Here is a 17,909-nt window from a genome sequence, read left to right as displayed (position 1 = left end):
CGCTCCTTACCAGTTCCACAGCGTGCCGTCTTCCAGACGGGCAACCGGCAAATAGGCTGGCTCATAGGGATATTTCGCCGCCAGCTTTTCGTTAAATTCGATGCCCAGACCCGGCTTGTCGCCCGGATGCATATAGCCGTCTTCAAAGGTCCAGTTCGCGTTGAACAGTTCCATCATCTGCTCAGAGAAGCCCATATACTCCTGCACGCCAAAGTTCGGCACCCAGAGATCAAAGTGCAGCGCCGCCGCCATGCAGACCGGCGAGAGATCGGACGGGCCGTGCGAGCCGGTGCGCACCTGATACAGCGAGGCGAAATCCGCGATGCGGCGCATGCCGGTAATGCCGCCTGCGTGGGTGATGGTGGTGCGGATATAGTCAATCAGCTGCTCTTCGATTAGCTGCTTGCAGTCCCAGATGCTGTTGAACACTTCGCCGACCGCGATGGGCGTGACGGTGTGCTGGCGGATCAGACGGAAGCACTCCTGATTCTCGGCAGGGGTCGGATCTTCCATCCAGAACAGGCGATAATCCTCCACGCTCTTGCCGAAGCGCGCCGCTTCGATCGGCGTCAGGCGGTGGTGCATGTCATGCAGCAGATGCTCGTTAAAGCCGAACTTATCGCGAATAGCGGCAAACAGCTTCGGCGTAAAGTCGAGATACTTTTCGGTCGACCAGAGCTGCTCTTCCGGCCAGTTGCCTTTGGTCGCCGGTTCATAGGCCAGACCTTTGCCTTTGGCCATGCCGTAGGTGGTTTTCATGCCCGGTACGCCGCACTGCGCGCGAATCGCCTTAAAGCCCAGCTCTTTGTGCTTCGCGTAGTCATCCATCACTTCGTCAATGGTGTGGCCGGTGGTATGGCAATAGACCATGACGCCGGTGCGCGACGCGCCGCCCAGCAGCTGGTAGAGCGGCATATTGGCCGCCTTGCCTTTGATGTCCCACAGCGCCATGTCCACAGCCGAAATGGCCGACATCGTGACCGGTCCGCGACGCCAGTAGGCGCCTTTATAAAAGTACTGCCAGATGTCTTCGATCTGATGTGCGTCGCGGCCAATGAGCTGGGGGCAGATGTGATCTTTCAGATAAGAGGCGACCGGCAGTTCGCGGCCGTTTAGCGTCGCGTCGCCGATGCCGGTAAGGCCTTCGTCGGTGGTGATTTTCAGCGTAACGAAGTTTCTGCCTGCGCAGGTGACAAACACTTCGGCGTTTACAATTTTCATCTCTGGTAGCCTTCATTCAACAGTCGATGCTGAAAAAGTACGCGCATTTATACTACCATACAAGTTCAGTTAGCAGAGTTGTGAAGACAATCACAGAGCCTGTTCAGGAAAGCAGAGGGCATGACCGCGAGGGCAGGATGACCGCTGCGGACGCGCCTGAAACAGCATCCGGAAGCGCAAAATGTGCCGCGGCGGGGATAACGGCGCGCGAAGCCAGGTGAGAGCGGGAGACGGGTTGCGGCCGCTCATGACAGCAGAGCGGCCAGCCGAGAAAGGCGTTTTTGCCCCCGCGATTGCGGCAGGGAACAATCTACTGGCCGGAGCGAGGCGCTCAGGCCAGTAGCGCGCACTGCGGCGGCAGGCGGCAGCTTAAGGCTTCCGGCATCACCTCAATCTGAAACTCGCGGCCGGACAGCGGTTCGCCGTCCAGGTTAAAGGTCATCTCATTGGGCGACACAATATGCAGCGAGGTAAGTTTCGCAGTGACAATATTCGGATTCTCATCGTTGCTGGTCAGGGAGTGCAGCAGCGTGGGAAGCAGCTCCTGCGCGGTCACAATGCTGATGTCCAGCAGGCCGTCATTAATCAGCGCCGACGGACAGAGGCGCTGCCCTCCGCCGGCCTGGCGGCCATTGCCGACGCCAATCGCCAGCGCGTCGCCCTGCCAGTGAAAACTGGGTCCGGTGATCTCGCAGCTGTCGGGCTTCAGCGTATCCATGCGCATCAGACCGTGAATAAAATAGGAGACGCCGCCCAGCGCGGACTTCAGTTTTTCCGGCGTCTCTGTGGTGATACGCGTGCCGAAGCCGCCGGTCGCCATATTGATAAAGTAGCGATCCTGATTCACACGCGCCAGATCGATAACGTGGGCTTTGCCCTGAACGGCGAGACGCAGCGCAGGCTCCATTTCGGTGGGAATACCGACGCTGGTGGCGAAATCGTTGGCGGTGCCGAGAGGAAGAATACCCAGAACCGGGCGCTGAGAGGTTTCAATAGCGGCCAGCGCGGTAGCTATCTCATTGATGGTGCCGTCGCCGCCGCCGGCGACCACCGTCTCCGCGCCCAGCCGGATAGCCTCCCTGACGTAACGCTCACCGTCGCCTTTCTCCCAGGTGACGCGTACCGCGACATCAAATCCCTCATCGCGCAGCGTGGTGATTGCAGTGCGTAGCTCTTCGTTGCCTGCGCCTTTACCATTAAGAATTAACAGAGTAAGCGGTTGTTTTTCCATTATCCGTTCCTGGAGAATCCACAAAGATTTCTGCTTATAGCATAGTCAGGACGGAAAATTTACGGGAGAAAAGCGGAAAAAAGAAAACCCGCACGGGGGAGCCGGGCGGGTGAATGAGGTGGTTCCTGGTACAACAGCTATTAATTGTTACTCGTTAGCAGCAGGCGCGACTATAAAGGAGCGCGCAGCGGCGGTCTGTGATCCTGTTCTAACTTCGCCTTTTTACTTGCAGAATCTGGCTAATTTGCTATGGGGATCGCGCGTGCTGCTGCCGTCGGTAAAATTGCGCAGCAATAGCGCGAACGCCAGCTCAACATCGGCGGGCACCGGCATCCAGACGCGATGGCCGTCGCCGGGGGCGACCTCAACAGGCGCGCCGCGCGCATCCTGCATCGCCTCCAGCGTACAGTTAAGGTTGCCGTTCGGCGTCATAATCTCCAGGCTGTCGCCGAGCAGAAACTTGTTTTTAACCGCGACCTCCGCCCAGTCGCCGCGCCGCTCGCCGGTAAATTCGCCGACAAACTGCTGGCGCTCCGAAATGGAATAGCCCTGCGCGTAGTTCTGATAGCTGTCGTGGGTATGGCGGCGTAAAAAGCCTTCGGTATAGCCGCGATGCGCCAGGCCTTCCAGCGTGGTGAGCAGCTGAGGATCGAAGGGTTTTCCCTCGGCTGCGTCATCAATGGCGCGACGATAGACCTGCGCCGTGCGCGCGCAGTAGTAGAAAGATTTGGTGCGTCCTTCGATTTTTAACGAATGAACCCCCATCTCGCTCAGGCGTTCGACGTGCGCCACCGCGCGCAAATCTCTGGAATTCATAATGTAGGTGCCGTGCTCATCCTCAAAGGCGCTCATGACCTCGCCCGGCTTCATTTTCTCTTCCAGCAGAAACACCTTATCGGTGGGCTGGCCGAGACCCAGCGTCGGCGTAACCTCCTGCACCTCAACGATATTCCCCACCTCGTCCTGCTGGCCTTCTTCAACCTTATACTCCCAGCGGCAGGCGTTGGTGCAGGTTCCCTGATTGGGATCGCGCTTGTTCATATAGCCTGACAGCAGGCAGCGACCGGAATAGGCCATGCAGAGCGCGCCGTGGACGAAAACTTCTATCTCCATTTCCGGCACCTGCTGACGAATCTCGGCGATCTCCTCCAGCGACAGCTCGCGCGACAGGATCACGCGCGTCAGCCCCATCTGCTGCCAGAATTTCACCGTCGCCCAGTTGACCGCGTTGGCCTGTACGGAAAGATGAACTGGCATTTGTGGAAACGCCTCGCGCACCAGCATAATCAGGCCGGGATCGGACATAATCAGCGCGTCCGGCTGCATCTCGATCACCGGCGTCAGGTCGCGAATAAATGTTTTCAGCTTGGCGTTATGCGGGGCGATATTGACCACCACATAAAATTTCTTGCCCAGCGCATGCGCTTCGGCAATGCCTCTGGCGAGGTTATCGTGGGTAAATTCATTGTTACGCACGCGCAGGCTATAGCGCGGCTGGCCGGCGTAAACCGCATCGGCGCCGTAGGCAAACGCGTAGCGCATATTCTTCAGCGTTCCCGCTGGAGAAAGCAGTTCTGGTTTCATATGTTCTCACTGATGTCAGGTCAGCATGCCGTCTGAGGCGGCATGTGCAGGGCCGCGCTAAAAGGCGCGGCCCTGCAAAAGGTGCGGAATTGTAGGCAGGGCGCGCCCTGAGTCAATTGATCTAGATCAACTGACCCAGATCCGCTTCCCAGCGATACCCCATGCCGTAGACGGCGCGGATAAACGGCTGGTCGGCGTCATGGTTTTCCAGCTTGCGACGCAGATTTTTGATATGGCTGTCGATGGTGCGATCGGTCACGACGCGATAATCGTCATAAAGGTGATTAAGCAGCTGCTCGCGCGAGAACACTTTGCCTGGCTCCAGCGCCAGGGTTTTCAGCAGACGAAACTCAGCCGGCGTCAGCTCCAGGGGCTGGTCGCGCCAGCTGGCCTGAAAGCGGCCTTCGTCGATTTTCAGCAGCGAGACTCTATCCGCCTCTTCGGGCGCGCGCTTCACGCGGCGCAGAATCGTCTTTACGCGTGCGACCACCTCACGAGGGCTGAACGGCTTACAGATATAGTCATCTGCGCCAATCTCCAGCCCAAGCAGGCGATCGATCTCTTCGGTGCGCGCTGTGACCATGATAATCGGCAGCTCTGAAAAGCGGCGGATTTCACGACACAGCGTCAGGCCGTCGCTGCCGGGCAGCATAAGATCCAGCAGCATCAGGTCGGGAGGCGTCTGCTGAACAAAAGGCAGCACCTCGCTGCCGTGGGCAATATGATGGGTGCGGTAGTTGGAAGCCTGCAAATAGTCGATCATCAGCTGCGCCAGCTTCGGCTCATCTTCCACTACCAGAATGAGCGGGTCGTTTTTTTCTGGGTTCATCGTCAGTTACGGCTGGGGAACATAGCGCAATTGTAGCGTGATTTTCAGTCCACCTAAATCAGAGTGCGCCGCAGCAATGTGGCCGCCGTGCGCGTCGACGATATTTTTACAGATGGCCAGCCCTAAGCCAGAGCCGCCGCTGGCGCGGTTGCGCGATCCTTCGGTGCGGAAAAAACGCTCGAAAATCTGCGCCTGCTGTTCAGCATCGACGCCCGGCGCGCTGTCGCAAAAACTCATCTGCCAGTAGGGCGCGTCATACCACAGCCGCACCATAACCTGACCGGGCGCGTCGGTGTAGCGCAGGCTGTTCTCCAGCAGATTGGTGAACAGCTGCATCAGCCGATCGGGATCGCCGAAAAAGGGGGCTTCGTCCGGCATCTGTAGCGACAGCGTCAGGCCGTGGCTGCGATAGCGTTCGTTAAAACTACCGGCGGTGATCTCCAGCAGCTGCACCAGATCGGTGGCCTGCTTGCGATAGGCGAGCGCGCCCTCATCGGACAGCGACAGCTGATGCAGGTCGTCGACCAGCTTGCTGAGCACGCCGACTTCGCTTTGCAATGAGCCAATGGCTTCCGGCGTCAGCTTGCGCACCCCGTCCTGCATCGCCTCCAGCTCGCCGCGCAGGATGGCCAGCGGCGTGCGCAGCTCATGAGAAATATCGGCCATAAAGGCGCGCCGCATACTCTCGTTTTTTTCCAGCGAGCTGGCGAGGCGGTTAAAATCCTGCGCCAGCTGGCCCAGCTCATCATGGCTGCCGACCTCAACGCGCGTCGCGAAATTGCCTGCGGCCAGATGATGCGTCCCCGCGACCAGCCGTTTTACCGGCGCCAGCAAACCTCGCGACATTAGCCAGGTCACCAGCGCCGCCAGCAGCGTTGACAGGCCCACAATCAGCCAGCTGGTGCGCTTTTGCTGATGATCGAAGTTAATATCGGTGCTGCGCGTCAGACGCTCCGGCGGCGAACCCACCACCCAGCCGACGATTTTGCCGTTGCTGGTGGTGATATTACGGCGCGAACCCTCCGGCGGCACCGGCGCGCGCGGGCCGACCAGCACCTTGTACTGCTGATCGATAACCCAGAACTGCGTGCGCCAGCCGTGCGGCGGTAGCTGGTTACTGCTGTCGGGATTCTGTTCCAGCGAGCGCAGCATGGTAAAGATCAGCCGATCGTTATGGCGCAGGAAATCCCAGTTGCCGTGCTGTTCGTACTGGTCGGCCAGCGCGTCGCCGAGCATGGCCAGCCGCTGTTCGTTGCCGCGCTTGATGTAGTCCACAAAGCCGTGTTCAAAACTAAGGCGAACGCCCCAGTGCATGGTGATCAGCACCAGCATGCAGGTGGAAAAAATAGCTAAAAAGAGTTTGGCGCTGATACCCAGGCGCAGAGGGGACGTCATGGTTTTCTCCGGCGTCGTAGATCGACGTTTTTACTGGTTTCCTTTGGCACGCGCCAGAATACCAGCGCGGGCAGAGCGATAATCAACGCCATACAGGCCCAGGCGCTGATAAACAGGCTGTGCACATTGTCGCTGCTGCCCAGCGCATCCTGACCAAACGCGCCCAGCAGCAGACCGGCGATAGTCACGCCGATACTCATCGACAGCTGCATAATCATGGACAGCAGGCTGTTGCCGCTGGAGGCCAGCTCGTCCGGCAGATCTTTCAGCGTCAGGGTGTTCATAGAAGAGAAGCGCAGCGCATTTATCATGCCCTGCATCAACAGCACCAGCGGCAGCAGCCATATCCAGCCGAACAGCGCTACCAGCGGAAAGAGCAGCACGACGACGGCGAGGGCCAGCGTGGTGCCGACCAGCGCGTTGCGGTAGCCAAACAGGTTAACAATGCGCACCACCACGCGTTTGATGCCCATATTGCCGAGCACCATGGGGATCATCATCAGACCGGCATGAAACGGGGTAAACCCCATGCCGACCTGCAAAAATATCGGCGTCATAAAGGGCAACATGCCGCTGCCGATACGGCCTAAAAAGCTGCCGAGCAGGCCAATGGAGTAGAGCCGGTTGTCGAACAGCTTCAGACTGAACAGCGCGTTGTCGTTGTGGCGCGCATGCATCAGGTAGAACAGCAGCGAGAAGACGCCTGTCAGGATCATCGCGCCGAGCAGCAGGGGAGAGCCGCCGCTGCTACGCTGGCCGTCGAGCGCCATGGTCAGCGTAGCCATCCCGGCGGCCAGCAGCAGAAAGCCGATAAAATCGAAGCGCCGCGTCTGCATCGAATAGTTGGGCATCAGCATCAGGGTAGCGATCGCGCCGACGATCCCGACGGGGATATTGATCAGGAAGATCCAGTGCCAGCTGGCGTACTCCACCAGCACGCCGCCGAGCGCCGGGCCGACCAGCGGGCCAATCTGGCCCGGCAGCGTCACAAAGGTCATGGCGGACATATACTGCTCGCGCGGCACGATTTTCATCACCGTCAGCCTTCCGACCGGCACCATCATCGCGCCGCCGACGCCCTGCACTACGCGAGCCATCACCAGCTGGTCCAGGGTTGAGGAGAGGGCGCACAGCAGCGAACCGACGCTAAACAGCACGATGGCGCTGAAGAAGATATTGCGTACGCCGAAGCGGTCCGCCAGCCAGCCGCTCAGGGGCAGGGTAACGGCCACCGTCAACACATAGGAGACGATGACCGCGTGCATGTGCAGCGGGCTGACGCCCAGGTCATGCGCCATTGACGGGATCGCCGTGTTGACGATCGTGGTGTCCAGCGTCTGCATAAAGAAACCGAAAGCGACAATCCAGAGCTGCCAGCGAACCGTAGCGTTTTGGGCGTTCATTTTTCTGCTCTCTCCTTAGCTCTCCACTGGGCTGACGACAGCGCCGCGCTTGCGCCGCAGCTTGTCCATATATAAATAGACCACCGGCGTGGTGTAGAGCGTCAGCAGCTGGCTCATGATCAGCCCGCCTGCGATAGTAATGCCGAGCGGCTGGCGCAGCTCCGCGCCGTCGCCGCTGGTGATCACCAGCGGCAGCGCGCCGAACAGCGCGGCCAGCGTAGTCATCAGAATAGGGCGAAAACGCAGCAGACAGGCCTGGAAAATGGCGTCGCGCGCGCTCAGATTGCCGCTGCGCTGCGCGTCGAGCGCAAAATCCACCATCATAATGGCGTTCTTTTTGACGATGCCGATAAGCAGCAGGATGCCGATTAGGGCGATAAGGCTGAACGGCGTGTTGAACAGCATTAATGCCAGCAGCGCGCCAACGCCAGCGGAAGGCAGCGTCGAAAGAATCGTCAGCGGATGCACATAGCTTTCATACAGTATTCCCAGCACGATGTAGACGGCGGCGATGGCGGCCAGCATCAGCCACAGCTGACTGCTCTGCGACTGTTCAAACACCTGCGCGGTCCCGGCGAAGCTGCCGCGCACGCTGGAAGGCACGCCGATGGCGGTCATGGTGCGATCGATCGCCGCAGACGCCTGCGACAGCGAGACGCCTTCCGGCAGGTTAAACGACAGGGTCGAGGCGGCCGACAGCCCTTCATGATTCACCGACAGCGGCGCGTTGGCAGGCTGCCAGCGGGCAAACCACGACAGCGGTATCGCCTTACCGTCGCTGTTAATCACAAACATCTGATCCAGCGCGCTGATGTCTTGGGTGTAGCGCGGGTCCACTTCCATTACGACTTTATACTGGTTGAGCGGCTGATAAATCGTCGATATCTGCCGCTGGCCGAAGGCGTTATTCAACAGCGCGTTCGCCTCGGAAACGTCGATGCCGAGGCGGGCCATGCTTTCACGGTCGTAAATCAACGCCATCTCGCTGCCTTTATCCTGCTGGTCCGAGTTAACGTCCGCCAGCTGAGGCAGGGCGGCGAAGGCCTGGCGAATTTTCGGCTCCCATTCGCGCAGGGCGGCGAGATCGTCAGAGAGCAAAGAATACTGATAGCTGGCGTTGGATTCACGGCCGCCCGCGCGCAGATCCTGCACCGCGTTGAGGTAAAGGTTCGCGCCAGGCTCTTTTGCCAGCTTAGTGCGCAGGCGGGCAATCACCGCCTGGGCGCTCTCGTTACGCTCTGACAGCGGCTTCAGCGAAATAAACATCGAGCCGCTGTTGGTGCGCATGCCGCCGGTGAAGCCCACTACGCTCTCAACGGCCGGATCGGCTTTGACGATCACCATAAAATCCTGAAGCTTCTGACGTATCGCCTGAAAAGAGATGCTCTGGTCAGCCGAGATAAAGCCGGACAGACGGCCAGTGTCCTGCTCCGGCATAAAGGTTTTCGGCACCTGAATAAACAGCCAGATCGTCAGCGCCACCGTGCCGGCCAGCAGCAGCAGCACCCAGCGCGCATGGTTCAGCACCCAGCCCAGCGATCGGCCATAGCCCTGCTGGATGGCCAGCAGCAGGCGACCAGCGCCGCGCCTGCGCGGCTGGCTGCGCGGCCTGTGCGGCTTCAGCAGATATGCGCACATCATCGGCGTCAGGGTAAGCGAAATCACCATCGAAATGGCGATGGCGACCGACAGCGTAATGGCAAATTCCGAGAAAAAGCGGCCAATCAGCCCGCCGGTCATCAGCAGCGGCAGGAACACGGCGATTAGCGACAGGCTCATCGACAGCACGGTAAAGCCGACCTCGCGCACGCCGGTCAGCGCCGCCTGCAAGGGCTTCATTCCCGCCTCGACGTGGCGCGCGATGTTCTCCAGCACCACGATGGCATCATCTACCACAAACCCGGTGGCGATGGTTAACGACATCAGCGACAGGTTATTCAGGCTAAAGCCGCACAGGTACATGGCGGCAAAGGTGCCAATCAGCGACACCGGCACGGCGGCGGCAGGGATCAGCGTGGCGCGGCCGGAACGCAGGAAAACGAACACCACCATAATCACCAGCACCACCGCAATTATCAGCGACTGCTCGACTTCATGCAGCGAGGCGCGGATGGTCGGCGAGCGGTCCTGGGTGATTTGCAGATCGATCGCGGCGGGAATGGTCTGGCGCAGCACGGGCATTTCGGCGCGAATGCGATCCACGGTGTCGATCACGTTTGCTTCCGGCGTCTTGCGCACCAGCAGCAGCACGGCAGGCTTGCCGTCCGCCATCCCGGCGTTGCGCACGTCCTGCACCGAGTCCTGCACGCTGGCGACGTCGGCGAGCTTAACCGCCGCGCCATTGTGGTAGTGCACCACCAGCGGCGCGTAATCGCTGGCGGTTTTTAACTCATCATTGGTGCGCAGCTGCCAGCGCTGCTGGCGATCCTCCAGCGCGCCCTGAGGTCGACGCTGGTTGGCGTTAGCGATGGTCTCGCGCACGGCGTCCAGCGAGACGCCCTGATTAAACAGCGCCTGCGGATTCAGCGCCACCCGCACCGCAGGCAGCGAGCTGCCGCCGACCGTGACGTCGCCGACGCCTTCAATTTGCGACAGCTTCTGCGCCAGCTGCGTTGACGCGTAGTCGTAGAGCTGGCCGGGATTATAAATGTCCGAGGTCAGCGTCAGGATCATAATGGGCGCGTCCGAGGGATTGACCTTGCGCCAGGTCGGACGGCTGGGCATTCCGGTCGGCAGCAGGCTCTGGGCGGCGTTGATCGCCGCCTGCACGTCGCGCGCCGCGCCGTTAATGTCGCGATCGAAATCCAGCACCAGAATAATACGCGTGCTGCCGAGCGAGCTGGTGGAGGTCATCTCGCTGACGCCGGCAATGCGCCCCAGCGAGCGCTCCAGCGGCGTCGCCACCGACGACGCCATCGTTTCCGGCGAGGCCCCTGGCAGCGACGCCGAGATCACAATCACCGGGAAATCAACCTGCGGCAGCGGGGCGACCGGCAGCAGGCGAAAACCCATTATACCCGCCAGCGCGATAGCCAGCGTCAGCAGCGTGGTGGCCACGGGGCGATGAATAAACAGGGCGAAAAACCTCACTGCTCTGCCTCCTGCCTGCTAAAGCGGCGACGCGTCGCGCGGCCAAGGCGGTCAAACAACAGGTAGATCACCGGCGTGGTAAACAGCGTCAGGACCTGGCTGAGGATCAGCCCGCCCGCCATCGCAATGCCCAGCGGATGGCGCAGCTCGGCGCCTGCGCCAGTGCTGAGCATCAACGGCAGCGCGCCGAGCAGCGCCGCCAGGGTGGTCATCAGGATCGGACGGAAACGCAGCAGGCAGGCCTGATAGATGGCGTCGTAAGGCTTCATCCCCTGTTCACGCTCGGCCGCCAGCGCGAAGTCAATCATCATGATGGCATTCTTCTTCACGATGCCGATCAGCAAGATAATGCCGATAATAGCGACAATATCCAGCTCGCCGCCGCTGAGCATCAGCGCCAGCAGCGCGCCGACGCCCGCGGTAGGAAGCGTCGACAGAATGGTGATGGGATGAATAAAGCTTTCGTACAGCACGCCGAGCACGATGTACATGGCGACGATGGCCGCGACGATCAGCCAGACGGTGCTGGTGAGCGCCGCCTCAAACGCCAGCGTGCTGCCCTGAAACTGCGTCATCATCTCGGCCGGCATGCCAAGCCGCGCTTCTGCCGCGCTGACCGCCTTCACCGCATCGCCCAGCGAATAGCCGTCGGCCACATTGAAGGAGAAGGTGGCTGAGGGGAACTGATCGAGATGGTTAACGCTTAACGCGCTGTGGCGCTGCTCAACCTTCGCGATGGCGCTGAGCGGCACGCTGCCGCCGTCGGTGCTGTTGAGGCGAATGCCTTCCAGACCGGCGAGTCCCGGCGTGGCGCGGTTATCCTGCTCCAGCACGACGCGATACTGGTTTGCCTGCGTATAGATGGTGGAAATCAGACGTTGACCAAACGCGTTATACAGCGCGTTATCAATATCGGCCATGCTGATGCCGAGGCGGCTGGCGCTGTCGCGGTCGACATTAATGTAGGCCTCCAGCCCCTGATCCTGCCAGTCGCTGCTAATATCGCGCAGCGCTGGCGACTGGCGCAGCGCCTCCAGCAGTTTCGGCACCCAGTTGCTGAGCGCGCCCAGTGAACCGGACTGAAGCGTGAACTGGTAGGGAGTGCGGCTCGCCTGGGTATCAATAGTCAGATCCTGTACCGGCTGGAGCCACAGCGAGACGCCGGGGATCTGGCTCACGCGCTGTTGCAGACGCTGCTGAACCTGCGGAATGCGATCCTCGCGCTCGTCCAGCGGTTTGAGGGTGATTTGCAGCCGGGCGCTGTTGAGGGACGCGTTGGTGCCGTCAACGCCCACAAAAGAGGTCATGCTCTGCACCGCCGGGTCTTTCATAATCAGCGAGGCGACGTCGCGCGTGCGTTCCGCCATGCTGGCATAGGAAGTGCTCTGCGGCGCCTGAAGCGTGCCCTGAATAATAGAGTTGTCCTGCTGCGGGAAAAAGCCTTTCGGAATGACAATCCACAGCAGAATGGTGAGCAGCAGGGTACCCAGCGCCACCGACAGCGTCAGCCAGGGATGCGCCAGCACCTTGCGCAGCCAGCGGCCGTAGCCAGCGATAACGCGGTCGAAAAAGGCCTCGCTGGCGCGGGAAAAGCGATTCTGCCTGCGTAGCGACTCAACGCTCAACATGCGCGCGCACATCATCGGGGTCAGGGTCAGCGAGACCACGGCCGAGATCAGAATGGCGACCGCCAGCGTCACGGCAAACTCACGGAACAGACGGCCAATGACATCCCCCATAAACAGCAGCGGGATCAGCACCGCGATCAGCGAGAAGGTGAGGGAGACAATGGTAAAGCCGATTTCGCCCGCGCCCTTCAGCGCGGCGGCGAGCGGCTTTTCGCCTTTTTCCAGATAGCGCGTGATGTTTTCGATCACCACGATAGCATCATCGACCACAAAGCCGGTGGCGATGGTCAGCGCCATCAGCGTCAGGTTGTTGATGGAGAAGCCAAGAAAATACATGGCGGCAAAGGTGCCGACCAGCGACAGCGGCACGGCGACGGCGGGAATAATGGTCGCAGGCACGTTGCGCAAAAACAGATAGATAATCATCACCACCAGGCCAATCGCCAGCATCAGCTCGTGGCGGGTGTCGGTAACCGAGGCGCGGATATTGGTGGTGCGGTCGGTGAGCAGCTGTACATTGACCGATTTGGGCAGGGTGGCGGTCAGCGACGGCAGCAGCGCGCGGATATTGTCGGCGGTGGCGATAATATTCGCCCCCGGCTGGCGCTGGACGTTAAGCACGATAGCGGCCTCTCTGTTGGCCCACGCGCCCAGCCAGCGGTTTTCCGCGCCCTGCTCGATAGTGGCGACGTCGCCAAGTCTGACCGGCGCGCCGTTGTTGTAGCTGATGATCAGCTGGCGATAATCTTCCGCAGATTTCATCTGGTCATTGGCGGAGAGGGTAATCGCGCGTTCCGGACCATCAAGACTGCCCTTCGCCGAGTTGACGTTGGCGTTGCTGATGGCGGTTCTTACCTGTTCGCTGGTCAGACCCAGCGCCGCCAGCGCCTGCGCATTCATCTTAACGCGCACCGCCGGGCGCTGCCCGCCGGAAAGGGTGACCAGCCCGACGCCGGAAACCTGAGAGATTTTCTGCGCAATGCGCGTTTCCACCATATCCTGCACCTGGGTGAGCGGCATGCTGCTGGTGGTGACCGCCAGCGTCATAATCGGCGGGTCGGCGGGATTAACCTTGCTATACACCGGCGGGTTGGGCAAATCGTTGGGCAGCAGGTTGGTGGCTGAGTTGATGGCGGCCTGCACTTCCTGTTCGGCAACGTCAAGCGGCAGCGTCAGCTGGAACTGTAGGGTAATCACCGACGCGCCGCCCGCGCTTTGCGACGCCATTTGCTTCAGGCCGGACATCTGCCCAAACTGGCGCTCCAGCGGGGCGGTGATAGCGGAGGTGGTGACGTCCGGACTGGCGCCCGGATAGAGCGTAACGACCTGTATGGTGGGATAATCCACTTCCGGCAGCGCGGAAACCGGCAAAAAACGGTAGCCGAGTATGCCCGCCAGTAAAATCGCGATCATCAACAGCGTGGTGGCGACCGGGCGCAGAATAAACAGACGCGACGGCCCGCCGCTGGCGTCAGGAGGCATGACCTGCATTACTCGCGCGCTCCTTTCGCCGGTTGCGCGGCGCGGCTGCTTTTCAGCTCGGTGCTCTGCGGCGCAACAACCTCAACCTGCGCGCCTTCCGTCAGACGATCCAGTCCGTCGGTAACGACGCGTTCGCCCGCGCTCAGCCCGGCGGTAATCACCACCTGCTGACTGTCCTGAAGGCCCGCGGTCACGCTTTTTTTGCTGACTTTATTGTCGCTGTTCACCACCCAGACGAAGTGGCCTTCATTGCCCATTTGCAGCGCGGCGGCGGGAATGACAATCGCATCCTGTAGGGTGTTGACCTTAAGCCGCGCGTTAACAAACTGGTTGGGGAAGAGTTTGTCATCCTGGTTTGTAAAGCGCGCCTTCATTTTAATGGTGCCGGTCGTGGCGTCGATTTGGTTGTCGAGGCTGAGCAGCTCGCCCTGGGTCAGCAGCGTCTGATTGCTGCGATCCCAGGCTTCAACCAGCAGCGGCTGTCCGCTTTTTTGCGCCTGCATAATCTCCGGGAGCGTGTTTTCCGCGAGGCTAAACACTACGTCGATGGGGTGCGTCTGGGTGATCACCACCAGCCCGCTGGTATCGCCGCTGGTGATGTAGTTGCCAACATCGACCTGCTTCAGGCCAGCGCGGCCGTCGACAGGAGAGGTGATACGGCTATAGGTAAGATTCAGCTGCGCGCTGGCGACGCTGCCTTCATCCGCCTTGATGGTGCCCTGAGTTTCACTGACCAGCGAGCGCTGGGTATCCAGCTCCTGCTGCGACACCAGAGAGGTTTTCGCCAGCTTTTCATAGCGCGCCAGATCGCGGCGGGCATTCGCCAGCGTGGCCTGATCTTTCGCCAGCTGCCCCTGTGCCTGGGTCAGAGCCACCTGATAAGGGCGAGGATCGATCTCCGCCAGCAGCTGCCCGGCCTTGACCTGCTGTCCTTCCTGAAAGTGAATGGCCATCAGCTCGCCGTCGACGCGGCTGCGAATTGTGACGGTGCTGGCGGCGGTAACGGTGCCAAGCCCGCTGAGAAAATGCGGCACGCTCTGACTAACGGCTGTCGCGGCCTGAACCGGGGCCAGCGTCCGGCCGCTCTCGCCGCCTTTGCCGCGATGTGGCCGCGCGTCGGCCTGGTGACTGGTTTCAGATTGCGTTGAATGGCGCCACCCGTAGTATCCGCCTGCGGCAGCGGCAATCACCACCAGCGCAATCAGGCTTTTTTTTAACAAGGAAGATCGGTTCATCTTATCGTTTGCTCTCCAGCAGTAGCGAAATCCCCAAACGCAGGCTGAAACGCGACAGCCTGCAAATAGCAGAGTGTAGACCCGCGAAGCGGGTGAAAGTTGAAGGAATTAAGGATAACTGTCAGGACGAAGTAAGTATCCCTTCCAGAACAAACTTATCGATGAATTACGCATAAAGCGGCAGGCAGGCTTTTGCTATGCTTTCTGACAGATCATAAGTTGTAAAAGGAGAAAACGATGAGTCAGGTTGAAACCCGTCAGCTCGGCGATACCGGTATTCAGGTTCCGCTGCTGACGTTTGGCGGCAACGTGTTTGGCTGGACGCTGGATGAGGCGCACTCTTTTTCTTTACTGGATGCGCTGGTTGAGAAAGGTTTGTGGTTTATCGACACCGCCGACGTCTATTCACGCTGGGCGCCCGGTAATAAAGGCGGAGAGTCGGAAACCATTATCGGCAACTGGCTGAAGAAGAGCGGCAAGCGCGATCGTATTGTGCTGGCGACCAAGGTGGGTATGGAGCTGTCGCCGGAGAAAACCGGACTAAAACCGCAGTATATCCGTCAGGCCGTTGAGGATTCGCTGCGTCGCCTGCAAACCGACTATATCGATCTTTATCAGGCGCATCGCGACGATCGGGACACGCCGCTGGCCGAAACCCTCGCCGCCTTCGATACCTTGATCAAAGAGGGGAAGGTGCGGGCAATCGGCGCCTCAAACTACAGCGCGCCGCGTTTGCAGGAAGCGCTAAAGGTCAGTGAAGAAAATGGTCTGGCGCGTTATGCGACCCTGCAGCCTGAGTACAACCTCTACGATCGCGAAGGCTATGAGTCGGCGCTGGAGGCGGTCGCTACGGAGCATGGCCTGGGCGTCATTAACTACTATTCGCTGGCCAGCGGCTTCCTGAGCGGTAAATATCGCCGCGCGGCTGACGCCAGCAAAAGCGCGCGCGGGCAGGGCGTCGTCGAGAAGTACCTTAACCCGCGCGGTCTGGCTATCCTTGCCGCGCTCGATGACATCAGCGGCGCGCATGGCGTGACGCCGACGCAGGTGGCGCTGGCATGGCAGATTGCCCGACCGAGCATTACCGCGCCGATCGTCAGCGCCACGTCGCTGGCGCAGCTTGATGATCTGACTGGCGCAACCCAACTGCGGCTCACCGCCGGGGAAATTGAAACGCTGGCGCAGGCCAGCCGCTAAAAGCTCAGCGGGGCGCTATTAGCGCCCCGATCATTTTTTTGCGTGTCAAATTATGCGGTTTGCGCCAGCGCGTTTCTGTTCAGCGATCCCCCTCACAATTGTTCAAAGAAACTGTCTCAGCGCCTGTTCCAGCGCACATTTTTACAAAAGTTGAAGATTCCTCAGCACTATCCTCTGCACGGCTTACTTTTTAAAACCAGATAAGAAGAACAGTGATGAACACTAAAAAAGCAGTGCAAGGCTTCCCGCTGCGCCGCGTTGCGGCCGGCTCCCTGATATTTGCCATGTTAAGCGCTTCTGCGGCGGCGGCAGAGGCGTTCAGCTATGACTCGCCCTATATGTTCGGCGACTGGGGCGGCTCGCGAACGCAGCTGGAAAATGAGGGCGTTAAATTTGACGTCAACTACACCATGGAGAGCGCATCGAACCTCGGCGGCGGCGCTGACACCAATACGTCCATGCGCTACAGCGATCAGTGGGCGTTTGGCGTTAATCTCGATCTGGAAAAACTGCTCGACTGGCAGGATGCGCAGTTCCAGATGACCATCACCGACCGTAATGGACGCAACATTTCCGATCAGGTCGCGGATCCTCGCACCGGTATGCTCTCTTCCGTGCAGGAAGTGTATGGCCGCGGGCAAACCTGGCGTCTGACGCAGTTCTGGCTGAGCAAAGGGCTGTTTGACGATGTGGTTAACATCAAGGCCGGTCGCGTCACCGTGGGCGAGGATTTCGATAACTTCGACAGTAAATTCCAGAACCTGGCCTTTGGTAGCGGCCAGGCGGGCAACTGGCGCGGCGATCGCTGGTTTAACTGGCCCGTATCCCAGTGGGGCGGCCGCGTGAAGGTGAATTTCACGCCGGAGGTCTTCTTCCAGGTGGGCTTCTATAACCAGAACCCGGCAAACTACGATCGCGGCGACGGTTTCCGTCTGGACACCAGCAACTCCGAAGGCAATATGGTGCCAGTGGAGCTGGGCTGGAAACCGACGTTCGGTCCGGACAAACTGCCGGGCAACTACCGCATTGGCGGCTACTACTCGTCGGTCGACGGCGACGTATACGGCAGCTGGCGCAACGGCGGCTATCAGGAGAAAGATCACGCCTACGGCGGCTATGTGCTGTTGCAGCAGCAGCTGACCGCGCAGGGCGGCGACGTGAGCCGTGGTATCGGCGTGTCCGTTCAGGCGGTAATGAACGACCACAAAACCTCGAAGACCGATAACTATCAGTCCATCGCCTTTACCTGGGCGGGGCCTTTTGATGCGCGTCCGGAGGATGAGATTGGTATTGCGGCGGCACGTATTCACGTCAACAGCGACTATACGCGAGCGCAGCGCCAGCAGAACGCGGCTAACGGTGAAACCGACTTCGACAGCCCCACCTATCTGCCGATTCAGGATGGCTCCGAGTATAACTACGAGCTTTACTACAATGTGAAGCTGGCGAAATGGTTGCAGCTGCGTCCGAATCTGCAATATATCGTGGCGCCAGGGGCGGTAAGCGAAGTGAAAGACGCCTTTGTCGGCGGCATCAGCGCGAATATCAACTTCTGATCAAACAGCGAGCGGCCCATTGCGGGCCGCTTAACGCTGCCGTCCGCGGGCATCGCGG

Annotated in this window: 11 protein-coding genes; 2 read left to right on the top strand and 9 right to left on the bottom strand. The window is 60.0% G+C overall.

The window, feature by feature from the left end; translation table 11 throughout:
- Positions 1 to 6: 6 nt before the first annotated feature.
- The 9 genes from manD to BBB56_RS11945 form a co-directional block, all read right to left on the bottom strand.
- A complete protein-coding gene (gene manD / locus BBB56_RS11985; protein WP_123801186.1) occupies positions 7 to 1,221 on the bottom strand; it encodes a D-mannonate dehydratase ManD in 1,215 nt (404 codons plus the stop codon).
- Between the two features lie 331 nt (positions 1,222 to 1,552).
- Positions 1,553 to 2,452: a lipid kinase YegS gene (gene yegS / locus BBB56_RS11980; RefSeq protein ID WP_123801185.1), complete on the bottom strand. Its 900-nt coding sequence runs from the start codon at positions 2,450 to 2,452 to the stop codon at positions 1,553 to 1,555.
- A 222-nt stretch (positions 2,453 to 2,674) separates the two neighbouring features.
- Positions 2,675 to 4,036 carry a prephenate-dependent tRNA uridine(34) hydroxylase TrhP gene (gene trhP, locus BBB56_RS11975; RefSeq protein ID WP_123801184.1) on the bottom strand — a complete coding sequence of 454 codons (1,362 nt, stop codon included), beginning with the start codon at positions 4,034 to 4,036 and terminating at the stop codon, positions 2,675 to 2,677.
- Between the two features lie 121 nt (positions 4,037 to 4,157).
- Complete coding sequence (gene baeR, locus BBB56_RS11970) at positions 4,158 to 4,865, bottom strand: envelope stress response regulator BaeR (protein ID WP_123801183.1); 708 nt, start codon at positions 4,863 to 4,865, stop codon at positions 4,158 to 4,160.
- A gap of 6 nt (positions 4,866 to 4,871) precedes the next feature.
- Positions 4,872 to 6,260: an envelope stress sensor histidine kinase BaeS gene (baeS, locus tag BBB56_RS11965; protein WP_123801182.1), complete on the bottom strand. Its 1,389-nt coding sequence runs from the start codon at positions 6,258 to 6,260 to the stop codon at positions 4,872 to 4,874.
- Positions 6,257 to 7,663 (bottom strand): MFS transporter, encoded by a 1,407-nt coding sequence (locus BBB56_RS11960; RefSeq protein ID WP_123801181.1) that lies wholly within the window; start codon positions 7,661 to 7,663, stop codon positions 6,257 to 6,259. Before BBB56_RS11960 ends, baeS begins: the two co-directional genes overlap by 4 nt.
- Positions 7,664 to 7,678: 15 nt before the next feature.
- On the bottom strand, positions 7,679 to 10,753 hold the full coding sequence (gene mdtC, locus BBB56_RS11955; protein ID WP_123801180.1) for a multidrug efflux RND transporter permease subunit MdtC: 3,075 nt from the start codon (positions 10,751 to 10,753) through the stop codon (positions 7,679 to 7,681).
- Positions 10,750 to 13,872, bottom strand: coding sequence for an MdtB/MuxB family multidrug efflux RND transporter permease subunit (locus BBB56_RS11950; protein ID WP_123801179.1), 3,123 nt, complete (start codon positions 13,870 to 13,872; stop codon positions 10,750 to 10,752). The genes mdtC and BBB56_RS11950 overlap by 4 nt, the downstream gene beginning before the upstream one ends.
- Positions 13,872 to 15,098 carry an MdtA/MuxA family multidrug efflux RND transporter periplasmic adaptor subunit gene (locus tag BBB56_RS11945; RefSeq protein ID WP_123801178.1) on the bottom strand — a complete coding sequence of 409 codons (1,227 nt, stop codon included), beginning with the start codon at positions 15,096 to 15,098 and terminating at the stop codon, positions 13,872 to 13,874. The genes BBB56_RS11950 and BBB56_RS11945 overlap by 1 nt, the downstream gene beginning before the upstream one ends.
- Before the next feature lie 237 nt (positions 15,099 to 15,335).
- On the opposite strand from BBB56_RS11945, the gene BBB56_RS11940 reads away from it, so the two are divergent.
- Together BBB56_RS11940 and BBB56_RS11935 are read left to right on the top strand one after the other, a co-directional pair.
- Positions 15,336 to 16,295 (top strand): aldo/keto reductase, encoded by a 960-nt coding sequence (locus BBB56_RS11940; protein ID WP_123801177.1) that lies wholly within the window; start codon positions 15,336 to 15,338, stop codon positions 16,293 to 16,295.
- 215 nt (positions 16,296 to 16,510) lie between these two features.
- Positions 16,511 to 17,851 (top strand): carbohydrate porin, encoded by a 1,341-nt coding sequence (locus BBB56_RS11935; protein WP_123801176.1) that lies wholly within the window; start codon positions 16,511 to 16,513, stop codon positions 17,849 to 17,851.
- Positions 17,852 to 17,909: the final 58 nt, after the last annotated feature.

Source organism: Candidatus Pantoea deserta (assembly GCF_003813865.1).
Classification (GTDB): Bacteria; Pseudomonadota; Gammaproteobacteria; order Enterobacterales; family Enterobacteriaceae; genus Pantoea; species Pantoea deserta.
Note: the sequence above shows the minus strand (reverse complement) of the source record. Positions and strands in the feature narration are given on the sequence as shown.